At 40.4% G+C, this 16,249-nt stretch carries 15 protein-coding genes; 9 read left to right on the top strand and 6 right to left on the bottom strand.

The features are described from left to right. Positions 1-5 precede the first annotated feature (5 nt). From EHS15_RS18255 to EHS15_RS18240, 4 genes are read left to right on the top strand one after another with little or no spacing between them, the layout of a single operon-like run. A complete protein-coding gene (locus EHS15_RS18255; protein ID WP_135762026.1) occupies positions 6-620 on the top strand; it encodes a tyrosine-type recombinase/integrase in 615 nt (204 codons plus the stop codon). 54 nt (positions 621-674) lie between these two features. Further along, on the top strand, positions 675-1,013 hold the full coding sequence (locus EHS15_RS18250; protein ID WP_135762025.1) for an STAS domain-containing protein: 339 nt from the start codon (positions 675-677) through the stop codon (positions 1,011-1,013). A gap of 16 nt (positions 1,014-1,029) precedes the next feature. Next, positions 1,030-2,487 (top strand): ArnT family glycosyltransferase, encoded by a 1,458-nt coding sequence (locus EHS15_RS18245; protein ID WP_135762024.1) that lies wholly within the window; start codon positions 1,030-1,032, stop codon positions 2,485-2,487. Continuing rightward, positions 2,484-3,128: an SGNH/GDSL hydrolase family protein gene (locus EHS15_RS18240; RefSeq protein WP_167884284.1), complete on the top strand. Its 645-nt coding sequence runs from the start codon at positions 2,484-2,486 to the stop codon at positions 3,126-3,128. The genes EHS15_RS18245 and EHS15_RS18240 overlap by 4 nt, the downstream gene beginning before the upstream one ends. On the opposite strand, the gene EHS15_RS18235 is transcribed toward EHS15_RS18240, so the two are convergent. Continuing rightward, positions 3,123-3,914, bottom strand: a complete 792-nt coding sequence (locus tag EHS15_RS18235; RefSeq protein ID WP_135762022.1) for a type III pantothenate kinase — start codon at positions 3,912-3,914, stop codon at positions 3,123-3,125. The genes EHS15_RS18240 and EHS15_RS18235 overlap by 6 nt on opposite strands. Next, positions 3,915-4,670 carry a biotin--[acetyl-CoA-carboxylase] ligase gene (locus EHS15_RS18230; RefSeq protein WP_135762021.1) on the bottom strand — a complete coding sequence of 252 codons (756 nt, stop codon included), beginning with the start codon at positions 4,668-4,670 and terminating at the stop codon, positions 3,915-3,917. Positions 4,671-4,732: 62 nt separating this feature from the next. Between EHS15_RS18230 and EHS15_RS18225 the strand changes: the two genes are divergently transcribed. Together EHS15_RS18225 and metF are read left to right on the top strand one after the other, a co-directional pair. Beyond that, a complete protein-coding gene (locus EHS15_RS18225; RefSeq protein ID WP_135762020.1) occupies positions 4,733-5,548 on the top strand; it encodes an SDR family NAD(P)-dependent oxidoreductase in 816 nt (271 codons plus the stop codon). A 12-nt stretch (positions 5,549-5,560) separates the two neighbouring features. Beyond that, positions 5,561-6,448 carry a methylenetetrahydrofolate reductase [NAD(P)H] gene (metF, locus tag EHS15_RS18220; RefSeq protein WP_135762019.1) on the top strand — a complete coding sequence of 296 codons (888 nt, stop codon included), beginning with the start codon at positions 5,561-5,563 and terminating at the stop codon, positions 6,446-6,448. A gap of 9 nt (positions 6,449-6,457) precedes the next feature. Here the strand turns inward: metF and EHS15_RS18215 are convergent, their stop codons facing one another. Then, positions 6,458-6,958: an MORN repeat-containing protein gene (locus tag EHS15_RS18215; protein ID WP_135762018.1), complete on the bottom strand. Its 501-nt coding sequence runs from the start codon at positions 6,956-6,958 to the stop codon at positions 6,458-6,460. 199 nt (positions 6,959-7,157) lie between these two features. Here EHS15_RS18215 and EHS15_RS18210 point away from each other — a divergent pair, with 199 nt between their 5' ends. From EHS15_RS18210 to EHS15_RS18200, 3 genes are read left to right on the top strand one after another with little or no spacing between them, the layout of a single operon-like run. Further along, positions 7,158-7,523: a response regulator transcription factor gene (locus tag EHS15_RS18210; RefSeq protein WP_135762017.1), complete on the top strand. Its 366-nt coding sequence runs from the start codon at positions 7,158-7,160 to the stop codon at positions 7,521-7,523. 1 nt (position 7,524) lies between these two features. Beyond that, positions 7,525-8,133 carry a chemotaxis protein CheC gene (locus EHS15_RS18205; RefSeq protein WP_135762016.1) on the top strand — a complete coding sequence of 203 codons (609 nt, stop codon included), beginning with the start codon at positions 7,525-7,527 and terminating at the stop codon, positions 8,131-8,133. A gap of 1 nt (position 8,134) precedes the next feature. Next, positions 8,135-9,784, top strand: a complete 1,650-nt coding sequence (locus tag EHS15_RS18200) for an ATP-binding protein (RefSeq protein ID WP_135762015.1) — start codon at positions 8,135-8,137, stop codon at positions 9,782-9,784. 5 nt (positions 9,785-9,789) lie between these two features. Here EHS15_RS18200 and EHS15_RS18195 read toward each other — a convergent pair whose 3' ends face one another. From EHS15_RS18195 to EHS15_RS18185, 3 genes are all read right to left on the bottom strand, one after another. After that, positions 9,790-10,416, bottom strand: a complete 627-nt coding sequence (locus EHS15_RS18195) for a hypothetical protein (protein ID WP_135762014.1) — start codon at positions 10,414-10,416, stop codon at positions 9,790-9,792. Positions 10,417-10,440: 24 nt separating this feature from the next. Continuing rightward, positions 10,441-12,171 (bottom strand): S8 family serine peptidase, encoded by a 1,731-nt coding sequence (locus EHS15_RS18190; protein ID WP_167884283.1) that lies wholly within the window; start codon positions 12,169-12,171, stop codon positions 10,441-10,443. A gap of 97 nt (positions 12,172-12,268) precedes the next feature. Further along, complete coding sequence (locus EHS15_RS18185; RefSeq protein ID WP_135762012.1) at positions 12,269-16,186, bottom strand: beta-propeller fold lactonase family protein; 3,918 nt, start codon at positions 16,184-16,186, stop codon at positions 12,269-12,271. Positions 16,187-16,249 lie beyond the last annotated feature (63 nt).

Below are 16,249 nucleotides of genomic sequence, written 5' to 3'. Positions count from 1 at the left end.
CTAATATGCGTAATCAAAACTCTCTCAACAACACTTTCCCCCTTCTCCCATTGGATTTGATCGTCGATCTTTCTCATTTTGAAACTTGTCTCTTCACTCAATCCGATCTCAGAAAACTGTTCTTCTATTTTAGAAACAAAAACCACATTCATTATCTCATTCTAAAATTTTTATTTTCCACAGGCATTTCCGTTCCCGAACTTTTAATGTGTAAGATACATAATTTCGACTATGAATCCACCTCCATGTGCATCCCGGAAAGAAATAGATTACAAAAAAGAAACATAACTCTTGCTAATGAATTTTCAAAAGAACTCTATCGTTATTCCTATGAAGAAAACCCCGATCGATCTTTGTTCCCAGGCAAAGACGGAGCAAGAGAGAAACGATCGGTGCAGTACATTCTTAAAAAAGCGAGCCTGCTTCTGCAAAAAGAAGTGAATGTCCCCCTGATTCGGGATGCCATCGCGCTCTATTTTTGGGACCAAGGGTTTCCTTTGCGTGAAATTCAGACTTTTTTAGGGCACAGGTCCTCCAAATCGACCAAACAAAGACTCATATTGTATCAGAATTCGCAAAAACATGAGTTTTTTGATGATTTCAAGTGCAAAGCCGCCTAAAATTTTCTTGAAGCATAACTTATTTACGAGATTGTTGCCCTAAGTAGGCTCGTTTTGGAAATTATCACCAAAAAAATAGGGAAACACACTTTAGTTCATCTCAATGGACGTTTGGACATCACTCATTCCGATGAAGTGGAAGCCAAATTGGCAGACGATGTGCAAAACGGTGAAGGTGACATCATCATCAACCTAGAGCTAATCTCTTACATTTCCTCTTCCGGAATTAGAATTTTCGTGGGGATGGTGAGAGAGCTGGACAAACAAGGAAGAAAGTTGAAACTTTGCTGCATCACACCTCCTGTAAAGAAGGTATTCGATGTGGTGGAACTGCTTGATCTCTTTGAAGTCTTCGAAACAGAACAAGAAGCAACCGCTTCTCTTTCCAAATAGTCTTTTTTCGAACCGATTGCCGATTCTTGCCTTTTTCGTTCTATCCGCCTTTTTCTGGATCTTCTTTTTTCTAAATCATCCTTATCTTCCTCCTATTTGGCCGGATGAGGTTCTTTTCTTTTCTCCCGCTCAGTCGTTTGCCAATACAGGTGTATTAGGTACTACAGTTCTAAAAGGACTGATTCCAGGGATGGAATCGAAAACACTTTGGATGCCTCCTTCCTATATGCTTGCATCCGCAGGGTTTCTCAAAATTTTCCCACAGACTATTTTTACAGTCAGACTCCTCAGTGCTTTGACCATTTATGCTTCCGCAGGTTTGTTTTTGGTTCTTTCCTCTCGATTCAAATTCAGCAGACCGGGAATGTTAGTCGGATTCGCAACCATACTCATGGAACCTTTGTTCTTTCGATTCGGTTCCGCTGCCAGAATGGAAGGACTCACTTCTTTTTTCTTTTTACTGAGTCTGATCGCAGCCACTTCGAAGGGAAAAAGTTCCTTTAAGTCTTTTTTAGCGGGGATTCTGCTTTCTTGTTCCGCACTTTCCCATCCTTTCGGGGCTTCTTTGGGACTGGTGACAGCATATTCGTTGTTATCTGACAGAAAAGATTTCCGGAAGAAAATCGTATATTTTGGATTAGGTGGAATTCTTCCTCTGCTCGTTTGGGCCTTTTACATCCATCCGGATTGGTATTTGTTTCAAGTGCAGTTCGGAGCTCAGTTGATCCGTAAAAAAACTCTTCTGGGAAGTTTCGATCTGCTGACTAAGCTGAAAATTTTCCTCTTCGGATTCGCATTTTCTAAAATCAGACTTGTTTTGATCGCTCTTCAAATTCTTCTTATGTCCGCAGTTTCTTTGGCCTTTTTGAAAGATAAAAAAACTCTTTCTCCCCGAATGAAATTATTCTGGGTTTGGTGGATCACCGTTTTACTCGCATTATACTCTTCTTCGGAAGGATGGTATGTTTATCATTTCCTTTTCCCTTTCGCCTGGGGAATGGCCATTTTGATCGAACAAAAATCCTTAGGTAGGATTTTGGCGGCCGGGGGAATTTTATTATCTTTGTTAGGCTGGATTCAGATTACGAATTTGCATTGGATCCGCTTTGACAGTGAAAAAATACTAACGGCTCATTTCCAAAGATTGGAAACGGTCCTTCGTCCCTATAAAAACGTTTATCTACAAGCACTCCCCGATCCTTACTTCTACTTAAAAGAGAAAAATCCGAACCAGAATATTTTGGAATTCATTCCTGGAGAACTGGAATTTCCAACAGACGATTATAAAACCACGATCGAAAACCAAGAAGCTTTTGTTTTTTACAACGAATCTTTAAAGAACAAATCCATCAGTGCATTTTTGGAAAAACATCCTGACTGGATTCGGGAAGAATGGAGTATCCCCGTTCCCAGCAACCATTGGCTCCATTACCAAACAATTGTTTATCGCAAACCGATTCCGGCTGTCCCATGAAAGGTTTCCGATTTCATTTTCTCATCGCAGTTTTTTGCTCATTATCCTTCGTCCATTGTTACGATTCGAAACAAAATAACGACTCTTTACAAAGCCTCCTCACAGTCTCAACAGTTCCCATACGAGTGACCGTAGTGGGCGATTCAATCGCACAATTATCGGATGGTTTCGGACTCAAAGCAAAGCTGCCTAACAACTATTCTGTGACGGACGTATCCATTGCAGGATACAACATCTCTTCCTGGCTCGAAAATTCCTCTCATATAGAAGGGATTCCTACGGATATATGGATCGTAGAATTGGGAACGAACGATGCTTTGTCGCAAGGTACATATAAATTTCGGGAAAACTATTCCGAGTTATTAAACAGGTTGGAACTCAAAAACCCGTCTTTTATTGTTTTGTCTACTGTACCTTTGACGGAACAAGTAGGGATTCAAACAAGTGTGAGGGAAAACAACGAAACAATTCGTAATCTTGCAGGAAACAAAGCCACATACAGGCTAGCGGACTTGGAAAAACTTTTTTCGAACCACTCCGGCCAACTTCTTTTGTATTCGGTGGACGATCCCATTCACCCCAATCAGATCGGAATGGAAATGATCGGGGAAGAGTATAGAAAACTTCTTTTGGGACTATGAATTCAAATCCGCAAGGATCTTCAGACCTTTCAAAGTCATCATAGGATCGATCTCATCAAACACTTGGTTATGCGATGCATGGATGGTTGTGACGAGACCGCCTGTTCCTACTACGATATAATCGCCAGGCAACTCTTGTTTGATTGCGCTTACGATCCCTTTCAACAGACCCACCCATCCGTAGAAAAAGCCGGACTGAATGGATTCAACAGTCGATCCGCCTAATACTTGTGTAGGCGATCCGAATATGATGGGAGGAAGCTGAGCGGTGTTTCTAGTCAAAGCGTCCATGGAAATTTTCAATCCTGGTGCGATGACTCCGCCTACATATTCAGGTTTTTCATTGATGACGCAGAAAGTAGTTGCAGTTCCCAAATCCACAAGGATCGCTTTTCTTCCCGGATAAGATTTAGCGCAATAGGCCGCATTCACAAGTCTATCCGCTCCGATCTCGAAGGGGCGAGGGTAAGTGATGCCGAAATTTAATTTCATTTGATAATGAACACGCAGAGGTTTTACGTCGAACCAATCCTCTAACATACGCTCTACAATAGGATTAAGAGAAGGCACGACACTGGAATAAATCGCCCGTTTGATGCTGTCCGATTTTACGTTCTCTTGGGATAAAAACCCTTTTAAAAACAAACCCAATTCGTCGGAAGTTCTGTCTCTGCGAGTGACCGTTCTTTTGTGAAAATCGGGCTGGTCTTCTCCTTCTCTGAAAATTCCGAACACAGTGTTTGTGTTTCCCACATCGACTACTAATAAAAGAGGTTTGTCTTGCATCTAAATCACCCGAAAACTAGGAGAAGTATCCATCAATTCGATTTTTTCTCCCTTCTCCGTCATTAAAATCAAAAATCCGAATTCATCAATTCCCAAAACTTTCCCTCGGACGATTTTTGAATCCCATTCCGTTTCGATCGCTTTGTCTTTCAGAAAGGAATGTTCTTCGATCCAAATCATCTCTTTGAGGATTTGGCCCGGATCCAAAAGATGAATGACATAAGAATTGATTTCTTCTATAAACTTGAAAGTAAGTCTTTCCAAAACTCCTTCCATAGGAGATTCATCTAACAAAAAGCAGGTTTTGTTCTTCAGCGAGTCAGGAATTTCTTTTCCGTAAACATTCAAACCCATTCCGATCACGATGGTATAAATTCCGTTTGTAAATTCGGATTCGATAAGAATGCCTGCTACTTTTTTTTCTCCCCGATAGATATCGTTCGGCCATTTGATCGTAGTATCCTTTTCTCTTTCAGGAAAAAGGGAAAGGATCGATCGAAGGAGCGCTCCCGATACGAAGATGGAAAAAAGAGGAAGAGAAATATCTGCCGCAGGAAACCGTATTTTGCCGGAAAAAATAATTTTATCATCGCCTAACGAAAGCCATGAGTTTCCGCCTCTTCCTTTCCCTTTCGTTTGTTCTTCCGCAACCACCCAAGATCCCGGCGGAACGGAAAGGTCTTTGATCCATTCATTGGTCGACTCGACCGTGGGAAGATGATGGCCGGATTCTTTTTTCAGAAGTTGATAAGACATAGAATCACTATTCTTTTACGATTTGGATTGACGAAACAAAAAAACGAATCGAATTCTAGGGTATGGAAATCAAAGGAAAAACGGCTTTAGTTACGGGTGCAGGAATGGGAATCGGCGCTCTTACCTGTGTGGAATTGGCAAAGGCAGGCGTCCATATCATAGGTGTCGATGTCTTGAAGGAAACTATGTCCGATGTGCAGAAACAGGTGGAATCTTTCGGAGTCAAATTCTACGGTTATTCGTGCGATTTGTCCCGTGAAGAAAACATAGAAACATTCACCAAACAAATTCAATACGAAGGTCGTTCTTTCCAAATCCTGATCAATAATGCAGGTATCGCTCCTTCCGGGCCTTTTATTTCCCAAAACTTTTCCGTTTGGAAAAAAGCGATCTCCATCAATATAGAGGGAGTCGCAAAACTCACTCACTCCTGCCTTCCTCATTTATCTTCTCAACCGGAAGCGCATATAGTCAATCTGGCAAGCATCGCAGGTAAATTCGGTTCGGAAGGAACCGTTATTTATTCCGCAACGAAACATGCAGTCGTAGGTTTTTCCCAAGCTTTACGGATGGAACTTTACGAAACTAAAATCGGAGTCAGTTGGATCTGCCCTTCCATGGCAAAAACCAGAATGATCGACGGGGTCAAACCGTCCGCTTTCACTCCTGTGATCGAACCGATCGATGTGGCGAAAGCCATTCTTAAGGCCATTCGCAAAAACAAAGGAGAGGTGATGGTGCCTGCCAGTCTGCGATTCTCTATCGTAATCCTACCTGCTCTGTTCCCTCGATTTGCTCTCTGGCTTGCGGTAAAAACAAAAGCATCGAAAGGATGGCTGACGGCAAACAAGGGACTTGAGAAAAATATTCCCGTTTAGACTATAGTCCTTATGCACATTTCCCAAGTCTTAGGTCGCAAAAAAACATCGATTAGTTTTGAGTTCTTCCCTCCCAAAAATGAGGAAGCTTCCGAAGATCTTTTCAAAACCATTCAGGATCTATCGTCTATGAATCCTGCTTATGTCAGTGTGACCTACGGAGCGGGTGGTTCTACCAGAGACCTCACTCACGACCTTGTGGTGAAATTGCAAAAACAAACAGGACTCACCATCGTAAGCCATTTAACTTGTGTTGGGGCAACTAAAGATGAAATCGGAGAAGTTCTAAAAAGATACAATTCCTCCGGAATCCATAACATAATGGCTCTTAGGGGAGATCCTCCTAAAGGCCAAACCGAATTCGTAAAACCGGAAAACGGGTTCGAATATGCAGGAGAACTGGTCTCTTATATCAAACAAAATTTCCCTGAAATGGGGATCGGTGTGGCAGGTTTTCCGGAAGGGCACCCGTCTACTCCGAACCGACTGAAAGAAATAGAATATCTGAAATGGAAAGTGGATCAAGGTGCAGACTACATCTGCACCCAATTATTTTTTGATAATAATGATTTTTACGATTTTGTAGAAAGATGCGAAATCGCAGGAATCAAAATCCCTATCGTTGCAGGAGTGATGCCGATTTCCTCCAGAAAAGGAATGGCGAGAATGGCGGAACTCTCTCTGGGCTCGCGGTTCCCCGCAAAACTTTTGAGATCCCTTTCCAGAGCGGAAGACGATAGTTATGCGGAAAACGTGGGAATCCACTGGGCTACAGAACAAGTCAGAGGACTTTTGGACCACAAAGTGGCAGGAATTCATATGTATACGCTAAACAAATCTAAGGCGACTCGAAAGATATACGAGTCTTTAGGAATTAGCAATTTCGAGTTATTGAATTAAAAGTTAAAGTTATTCCTCTTCGAGAGGATTCATTCCTTGGTATTCGTTGTTCTTCCAATAACCGATCAGAATGAGTCCTCCTTTGGGAGTACGGATGACCGCCTTTCCTTCCAAAAGATTATTTTTCCATACCCCTTCTAAAATGTTTTTATCCGCAAAGGTATAACGTCCCGGACCGTTTCGTTTGCCTTCTTTGTAAATCCCTTCGAATTTGTCCCCGTTCGAATAATAATAAACTCCTTGGCCGTCCTTCTTTCCTTCGGAATAATTTCCCTCGAATAGTTCTTTCTCGGAATATATATACTTACCCTGACCAGACCTCAGGTTGTTTTCATAATGACCCTCAAACTTTTGCCCGTTAGAGTAAAGATACGATCCAAAACCGTTTTTAGCGTCGTTCAAAAAAGAACCGTCAAACTTCTCCGCATTCGGGTAGGTTAGGTTCCCCAATCCTTCCCTTTTTTTATTGGAGAAACTTCCTTCGTAGACGGAAAGATCCTCCATTTCCATAGTACCGGACCCGTTTTCGCACTCCCCCTCCAAACACCTGCCATTCGCCGAGGAACAATTAGATAATGATAAAGTGATAAAAAATAATAAAAATATATACGATCGCACTTTACTTCCTATTTCGATGTTTTATTTTTCTCGTCAGATGCAAAAAGGACAACTCGTTCTTAGAATGTGAAGAAAAAAGTAGGGCTACAAAATGTCATCCAAAAAGGCTTTGATCGTCGACGATAGCACAGTCACAAGATTGATGATTCGAAAAATCATCACAGACAACAGCGGATCTTGGGACATCCATGAAGCAAGTTCTGCAGACCAGGCGGTTTCTCTTTTACCGAATCTGCCTTCCTTGGATGTAGTCACCCTGGATCAGAATATGCCGGGCGAAATTTCAGGACTCGATCTGGCGGCACGCCTGCAAGAGAAATATCCTGCGGCAAAAATCGCTCTCATCACAGCAAACATCCAAAATGCGATCAAAGACAAAGCTTCCGCATTAGGAATTCAATTTATAGAAAAACCCATTTCAGCAGAAAAATTACAGACTCTTTTCGCAGGGACTTAATATGGATCAGTTGACAGAACTGGAAGAAGACGCTCTCGGAGAGATATTTAACATCAGTTTGGGTGCAGCAGCAAAACTGATGAGTGAAATGGTATCCGATGAGATTCTTTTGACTGTACCGAATTTAAATATCATCCGGCTGGAAGAAGCTCTTCGATTGGAAGCGCTTGCAGACAAGGAAGTTTGTTCCATAGAACAAAAGTTCAGTGGAGGTATGGGGACAGGATCCGCATTTCTTCTCTTCCACAAAAACTCCAGTTTGGAGATTGTGAAAATGATGATGAAGGATTATGTAGCCATCAACGAAGTCGCTCAATTCGAAAAAGACGCTCTGAGTGAAATCGGAAACATCATCCTGAATTCCGTGCTTACAAACCTCGCCAAACTTGCGGAAAAAAGAATAGAAACAAAAATTCCCGAATTTTTTGTGGGAAAATACGAAGATATCGTCAAAGATGAGTTTTTCGATCAGAAAAATTCCGATACAATTCTAGTGGCATTTATTGACTATCGATTGAAAGGAAAAGACATTGTAGGATATATTTTCTTTGTTCTTGAATTCAAAAGCATTCGAGAACTTTCGAAAGTACTGATTGAAAAATTGAAATAAAATGAATGAACTTAACCAGGAAAATCTCCTATCGATTGTGGAAAAATCGGGAATTGGAATCATCGTCATCAATTCCAAATTTGAGATCCTACTGGTAAACGATTGGTTCAGCCGTTATTCTTATCTAGAAAAAGAAACCTTGCTGGGAAAAAAATTCGATATTGCTTTTCCCGAACTCAAAGAAACCCGCACTTATAAATCGATCGAACTCTGTTTGGAACATAACCAGTATTCGATCCTCACTCATTCCTTAAATCCTTTCCCATTTCCTCTCTACGAAAACCATCTGGCCAAAACTTCCGGGGACAAAATCTGCCAATTTTTACACATCATTCCTATTCCGATGGAACGCCCCGAAGATTCCCTCTGTATGATCCAAATTTCAGACGTATCTCAGCAAGTAGTAAGAGAGAAACTTCTTAGGGAACAAATGAATCTGGCCACTTTGGCAAAGGAAGAAGCGATTCTTGCTTCGAATGCGAAGTCCGATTTTTTAGCCGCAATGAGCCATGAGATCAGAACTCCTTTGAATTCCATACTAGGGATGACCGAGGTTTTGGGAGAAACCAATCTGGATCAAAGCCAGATCACTTATTTGGAAGTTCTGAAGAATTCGGGCAAAGCCCTTTTCAATATCATCAATGACATTCTGGATTTTTCAAGAATCGAAGCCGGAAAACTGGAAGTAGAGAACCATCCGTACAATCTGCACGCACTTGTGCAAGAAACGGTTTCTTTATTTTTACTTCGTGCTCAGAAAAAAGGAATTCAGTTGGAATGGAGCATCGCATCCGACATCTCCAAATCCGTGTTCGGAGATTTGACCCGCATCCAGCAAATTTTAATCAACCTGATAGGAAACGCTTTTAAGTTTACAGAAAAGGGAAAAATCTCTGTTCGCATAACAAAGACTCCAATTGAAAAATCCAAAAAAGAAAACATTCTTTTTGAAATAGAAGATACCGGGATCGGCATCCCGAAACAAAAATTGGAATCTATCTTCGAGAGTTTCACTCAAGTGGACAACTCTACAACAAGAAAGTACGGAGGGACAGGGTTAGGGCTTTCCATTACCAGAAAATTGATTCATTTGATGGGAGGAGAAATTTACCTCAAAAGCGAGGAAGGAAAAGGTTCTCTGTTTTACTTCGAAATTCCTTATATCCCTCATGAAGAAGATCCTTACTTTTTCAAAAACGACTGGCTGGGGATGGATTTACCGGAGCCGAGTGTATTCCCGAATATCAAACTATTATTAGCCGAAGATTCGTCTGAAAACATTTTCCTGATTCAGACCTTTTTTAGAAAGTATCCTATTCATATCACTGTTGCAGAAAACGGAAAAGAAGCTTATGATCTGTTTTTAAAAAATAAATTCGATATCGTTCTTATGGATATGCAAATGCCTGTTATGGACGGAAACCAAGCCACTGAAAAAATCAGGAAATGGGAAGAAGTCGAAAATAAAACCAAACTGAAACATTTTACTCCGATCATCGCTCTGACCGCCAATGCCTTGAAAGAAGACATTAAAAAAAGTTTCGATTCAGGCTGCACATCCTATCTCACCAAACCGGTAAAAAAGGACGACATCCTAAAATTAGTTTATTATTATACTGCGAAAGAAGAAGATTTATACGGTCAAAAATAGATCTACTATTTAGGACTTACTTCTCTCCACCAGTTCGGAGAGGAAGAAACAACCCCTTCCTGACCGACTAACGAATTTGCAAGATTCAAAGCAGGAACTCCTGCAGGAGTTTCCACTTCATAAAAATTCCGATTCGCAATTTCCAATTTTTTTACAGGACGCAGTCCTTTCATTGCCAGCCAGTTTTCTATATGACTATGAGATAAAGAAGGACTGAATTCCACGATGATATTGCCTGGAAGAGCGAGCAACGTCCCGTCTTGAGAGGATCGAAAAACAGGAGAATATCCGATTCGTTTGGATTGATTCAACGATTTCGAAGTCGATACGGAGCCGCCTTGAGCATTTGTTTTCCAGATATTTGTTCTGCCCTTTATTCTTACTAAACCCGCATTTTTATCTAATGCACGGACTCCAGATTTTGACTTTGGAGAAGTATGTTCTTCTGGAGCTCCGAACTCGGCAAGAAGACCAGGTTCTACTTCCAATTCGATTCGATTCTTCCCATCATAATAATATAAATCAGCAGGAGTTAAGTCCTCTGAATAAATAGGATGTGTTGCGCATGCGAAAAGAAAATTAAAGATCACAATGTTATAACTTACAATGCTGAATGTTTGATTCGTTTTCATATTTTATCTCCTAAAGGTGGTAGCTTATCTTCCGTATATTTTTAAAGACCAAGAATTCAAAGTATGAGCATTGTTACTTACAGACAGATTCGTTGAATTCACAGAATACCCGCCCCAGTTTGAACATGTAGTGGAACCTGCTGAATAATTACATAGATCGGAAATTTTCAAACTCCAATTCCCGTTTGCCGGTTCATCTATAAAGGTAGTCGCTCCAAAACGCCAATTTGCGTAATTAGTGCATTTGCTAAGAGTGGAGGAAGTAGCACTCGCATAACAAACATGAGGTATGGCAAGAACCGCTTTCGTTGCGCTAGGTGATGTTAATTCAATCAAAAGATCGCCTGAATTCTCAGTAGCCGCAGAAATATTGATGGTCAATGCAACAAATTCAACAGTTGTGAGCGATGAAGAAGAGAAATTTGCGGTATTCGTAAGCCCTGTAGCATTATTATTAGGTACCGATGTACCTCCTCCAGTACCTCCTGTTACAGTAACTGAATTCTGAACATTCCCTAAACTAGACCAAGATTTTGCAGCAGTCACAGCAGAGGCTGCATCTACAGCACCAAACCCATATTTGTGATTAAAATTAAGTCCCGCTGCATTTTGAATCCATCCAGTGTCGGTAGGATCATTTTTTCTAGCAGTTCTCGCAAGCAATACTCTCATATCTCTCATTGTTATATTAGGATTTGCTTCTAATATTAATGCGGCAACCCCTGCGGCAAGAGGAGTGGCGGAAGAAGTGCCGCTGAATGTGTTTGTATAATTTTTGTCAGAGTAATTAGTAGAACTATTTCCAATATTATATCCGCCGTTTCCGGTTACATCCGTTGTTGTAATCGCTACGCCCGAATTTCCCAAAGAATGAGCAGATACTAATAGATTAGCACCGTCTTCCGAATACCTTGCTTTTTTGCCATCATTCCCTAATGCAGCAACGGCAAAGACTCCATAATAATTCGCCTGCGAATCTTGATTGGAATTATCATATTGTATTGGTGTATATATATTCCCCGATCGAATTGAAGTTCCACCATTTCCGCCTGCCCAAAAATAAAGCGTACCTTTTCCAGATCTCCCCGTTTGAACTCCAGTATCTACAGCCGCTTGCCACAAAGAATCACCTAAAGAAAAATCAATTTTCCCCGTACCGTCCGGATATCCCCAACTATTATTTGATATAAAAACAGAAGCAGTGTTTTTCGACATTGCATCCGCATTATTAATGTTACTATCTGTTAGTCCTATGTTCCTGGCACCTATCTTCACACCGGGAGCAGCACCTTTTCCGCCTCTTGCATTATTTTCAACGGCACCTAATACACCGGCAACGGAAGTTCCATGACAACCATAACCACCGCTTCCACTGACAGCACAATTTCTAGTTACGGAATAAAAAGCATTCTGGCCCGTATAATCGATGGTAAAGTCAGTTGAATAATTCTTTTTTAGATCCTCATGGCCGGTATCCATACCATCGTCGTTAACAGTTACAACAACTCCATTTCCTTTAATCCCTTGTGCCCAAACAGCTTCAACTCTGGCATCTTCATCAACTAAGGATCCTGTTGTGTCTCCATTATTTTTAAGATGCCATTGGTATTGATACAAGGGGTCAGGACCACTAGGATCTACAGATTGTTGAATCAATAACAATAGGATAAGATCTTCCAAAGGGTCTTTTTTATCTTTTTTGCAGGCAATAAGCAGAATAATAGATAATAACAAAATTAGGTTAACAACTTTCAAGAATTCCCTTCTCCACATATTTCGATCCTATATATTAACAACAGGTTATCCAGCGAAATTCACAGAAAAATATCGTTTTCTGTGAATATGTTTTCATTTATTCATACCAACTGTCAGTATATTTGTAATAAGGGCCTCTCGACCATCTGAAGGTGGTCTCAAAAAAAGGCTTTTTAACTAAAATAGAACTACAATGAGTTGCTAAAGCCTCATAAGAATCAAATCCAGCACCAAGCTTCCTACAAGTGGTAGTTAACGGTCCTGTCATCAAGTCACAGACACCTGGCCAAGTACACTTTCTTGTAAAAACACCATCCCCAAATAATACATATCTATATCTTCCAGATACTTCATCTTTCCTGAATGTTATAGACCTAGATGCACCAGGGTAACGTAAAGGAGGTAGAGGATCACCAATTAACGAATAACCGCTTGCTGTCTTCAATGTTCCTGTTTGTAAAGTCAATGTTTTCGTTCCCGTTTGAGGGTCTGTTCCACAATTGCCTTGATGATCTGTCCAGGAAGAAGTAAGCATATACTTGCCGGGCTTATCAGGTTTAAATTTGAACCATCCAGTGAGAGATGGATCGATCGAACTCCCATTCCCTATTAAATTGCGATGTTGAATTTTAGATCTTGTCAAATTGGAAGTAGGAGGTTTTGATAAAATGTCAAATGTATAACGATACTGGCTTACATTGGCATTGCATCTTTCTGCATCCGGATCTTGCAAATATCTAATTTGTCCATTAAACTCAGGATAGTCATATAGAGTTATGAGGAAACCACCCCAATTGGAAGTAGACGCTCCTAAATGGCCATACCCTTCCCATAATTTTTCTTGAACAAGATCTCCATTCTCTACGAAACTAGACATGAGATAGTTCTGATGACTTGTTTGAAGGATCGGAGGAAGATTTAAATCACTTCGAGTTAATGCATTTGTCTTTATTACTCCAGAACCTATTTCTACCAAAGCAAGTTCGGATATAGATCCAGAAATAGAGTTCATTAAAAAAGTTTGAATGTGAGAGTCACTAAACACAAACAATTGTTCTCCTTTCGGCGAAAATAATATCTTTTTCGGGGGAAAGGAAGTCGAAATTGTATCTTTGAAACTTATAGATCCATTTTCGGTAATATCATATCTGCTGACGGTTTGATTGGAAAAATTACTTACAAAAAGATATTTCCCTTTGGGATCTAAATCGAAACCGGAACTGCCATTCGGCAACGTAACGGAAGCAGATTGATAAGTCGCTGATATATTTGTTTCCACAGAAAAGACCTTTAGCTTGTTATTTGCAGTAAGCGCAAATAACAAATTCGGATTGGTTCTTGAAATTGCTATGTTTATAATATCCCCGTCATCACCCAAAAGAAGTTGTGCAAGCGAACTTCCATAATCCGCATTTTTAGCAGAATTGATTTTAAGTAAATAGCCTCCTGTTTCAAAACTCTGAATCCATGTGAAAGTATCCGCATTATTGCAAATAGGGGGGATACCTCTAGTACAAATTTCATCGAACTGTTTGGTAGGTGGAGGCAAATACTTCTCAATGACCGGGTAGAATACTGCATCACCTGAATAAGTAATATCAAAGTCAAATAATACATTTCTAGGAATGGGGGAAAGGTCTCCCCAAAAACGAGGATTAGAATCACTCCATCTATATCGATCACCTTCTAACGTATAACCGGAAGCGACGCCGCCGGCGCTGGTTCCAAAAATAGACCCGATATAAACCAAACTATCATTCCCATCTAAAGTATATTTGTGAATATAATTTCCCGTTTGTGCGAAAAGTTGCCCTCCAGAACCAGAAAGTTTAATTTTACTATAACTATATGTATGTGGCTTTCTGGCAATCTCTGCCAAAACTCCCGTATTTGCATCAATGGAATAGACTCGAAACGAATTTGCCAAAGAAACGATCAATCTGCTTCCTGCATCATTCACAGTAGTATCTAAAATCGTTTCACCTAAGTCAAGATAACCGATAGAATCGAATCCAAAGCTGGACAGGCTGTATTCTAATGTTTCAATTCCATTCCCTTTGGTAAGATAAAAGTATTTGGAATAAGCAAATCCTTCTATCTCAGCCTCAATCGGAGGTACTGCAGAACTCACATTTCCTGCGGCATCCATCACCCAAGCATACAGTCTGTAGAGTTTTTTCTCTGTGCCAGTAAAACTGATGACTTCCTTCGAACTCCATCTACTATCAAAACTAGAAGGAGGATCGGAAGATTCGGTAACAGACCATTTTTTGACTTGAACGTTATCTGTAGATTGAACCTTAAATTCTATGATAGGAAAAGAGGTTAGCTGAAGGCTTTGCAAAAGAAACTGAGAGATCACTGGTTTTTGAGAATCCCCTAAAGTAGGATCCGTTCCGGCTGCAATCTCTTCACCATCGGAAATTCCATCTCCATCCGTATCCACCAGCAACTTGGAGGTATTCCCGTTTCCGAAAGTTATATCTATTTCAGCATCGTCCGAAACTCCATCGTTGTCAGTATCCGCACCTGTTCGCACAAGAATTGATTTGGAATCGATCACATTATTCTCAGAATCTAACGCAAATAATGTGTAATAATAATTTGCATCAGAAAGAAGATTTTTATCTATATATACATTTCTCGAAATTTCCACTCCGTCCAAATCGATGCCTGAAAGAGGATCTGATGGAGAAGATAAAGTGCTCTTCCTAAGCAACACTTTTGCAAACGATTTCTCCACTGGCTGAGACCAGGAAAGGGTTACCTGGTCTTTTCCGGGAATCCCAGTAAATTTAGAAATGGTGCCCGGAAATTCCCGAACGGAATCGCGAGTACATAAGAAACGAGAAGAACGATTTCCGGTAAAACCAGCCGGTTTTACCACAACCCAATAATTACTTTGAATGTTAGGATCCGTAACCTCAAAACGATTCCCTCCCAAACTAATCTTTTCATTCTGCTTTACTGTTTTATAATATATAGAATAATAATCCGCACTACTGGTAGTTCTAAGGAAAACAGGCAGGCCTTCAATATCTTTTAACAAAGTGAAATTAGAACGAAGCCAATTCGGATCTTGGCTAGTATCGTATTTTCGCTCATCTAAAGATCCGGATCCGCCTCTAGTATCGTACATAACAAAAATGTCAAAATCGACATTCATTTCGAATTCAAGGTATTGATTTTGATTCGAAAGACTATGAAGAGAAGAAACTCCGCAATCAGAAGAACCTTCACAAGTGGAAATCCCCAAGGCGTTTTCAAAGCCCAAACTTGCAAAGTTTTGATCATCTAAAATCACATAATCTCTGTCAGCATAAAATCGATGACCGCCTTTTACGGAATAAAATCTAGGACGATATCCTCCCGTAAAAGAAGGTGATTGTATTTGATCGGGATACTCAGATAAAATACAGGACGGTGCAGCAGGAAGATTCCCTACATTAGAATAAACGGAAGTCAGTACAAAGGGAGTAAAGTGATTCGTTAAAGCAGTGACAGTTTTTGTTGTTTTATCTACGGAAACATAATTCAACTTCTTCCAATGTCCTGACAATGCATCCTGATAAAAAACGGCAAAATCTTCCGCAAGACCCAAATCAGCTAACTTGGATTTATCGTAGGAAAATGAAATTTTTGCCGACTCCCCTTCGGGAATACGAAGTTTTTCCAAATCAGCTTCAGTCTTAACGGATTGAAATGCGGAATCTAAAGCGCCAATTTCATAAACAGCGCTAATTGGAATATAATGTGCGTTCAATCGAGGCGGAGGAGGCTCATTCAGCTTTTCAACACCGAAATATTTCGGATTCATCCCACCGGGCAAAACAAGTTCAGGAGCTTTGATAGAAACTTCACTCGGAGGAATGATGATTTCCCTAGAATCAATCGTTTGAAAAAAGGAAGCACCGCCTAGTGCCAGCAATAAGGAAGATGCTCCACTGTTTACTTTATTGCATGAAATGCAGAAAAAAATAAGAGTTAAGAGTAAATTTCGTAGATTCGCATTCATTGCCCGCCGCCAAATTGTTTTCACATAGTTCAACGGACAATGTAAGGATTTTAATCAAGATCT

Origin of the sequence: Leptospira idonii, assembly GCF_004770995.1 — a bacterium.
GTDB classification, from domain to species: domain Bacteria; phylum Spirochaetota; class Leptospiria; order Leptospirales; family Leptospiraceae; genus Leptospira_A; species Leptospira_A idonii.
This window is presented reverse-complemented; position numbering and strand designations above follow the sequence as displayed.

Coding starts and splice junctions, on each gene's coding strand:
- EHS15_RS18255 (WP_135762026.1), top strand. CDS start 6: ATGCGTAATCAAAACTCTCTCAACAACACTTTCCCCCTTCTCCCATTG.
- EHS15_RS18240 (WP_167884284.1), top strand. CDS start 2,484: ATGAAAGGTTTCCGATTTCATTTTCTCATCGCAGTTTTTTGCTCATTA.
- EHS15_RS18235 (WP_135762022.1), bottom strand. CDS start 3,914: ATGCAAGACAAACCTCTTTTATTAGTAGTCGATGTGGGAAACACAAAC.
- EHS15_RS18230 (WP_135762021.1), bottom strand. CDS start 4,670: ATGTCTTATCAACTTCTGAAAAAAGAATCCGGCCATCATCTTCCCACG.
- EHS15_RS18225 (WP_135762020.1), top strand. CDS start 4,733: ATGGAAATCAAAGGAAAAACGGCTTTAGTTACGGGTGCAGGAATGGGA.
- metF (WP_135762019.1), top strand. CDS start 5,561: ATGCACATTTCCCAAGTCTTAGGTCGCAAAAAAACATCGATTAGTTTT.
- EHS15_RS18215 (WP_135762018.1), bottom strand. CDS start 6,958: ATGGAAATGGAGGATCTTTCCGTCTACGAAGGAAGTTTCTCCAATAAA.
- EHS15_RS18210 (WP_135762017.1), top strand. CDS start 7,158: ATGTCATCCAAAAAGGCTTTGATCGTCGACGATAGCACAGTCACAAGA.
- EHS15_RS18205 (WP_135762016.1), top strand. CDS start 7,525: ATGGATCAGTTGACAGAACTGGAAGAAGACGCTCTCGGAGAGATATTT.
- EHS15_RS18200 (WP_135762015.1), top strand. CDS start 8,135: ATGAATGAACTTAACCAGGAAAATCTCCTATCGATTGTGGAAAAATCG.
- EHS15_RS18195 (WP_135762014.1), bottom strand. CDS start 10,416: ATGAAAACGAATCAAACATTCAGCATTGTAAGTTATAACATTGTGATC.
- EHS15_RS18185 (WP_135762012.1), bottom strand. CDS start 16,186: ATGAATGCGAATCTACGAAATTTACTCTTAACTCTTATTTTTTTCTGC.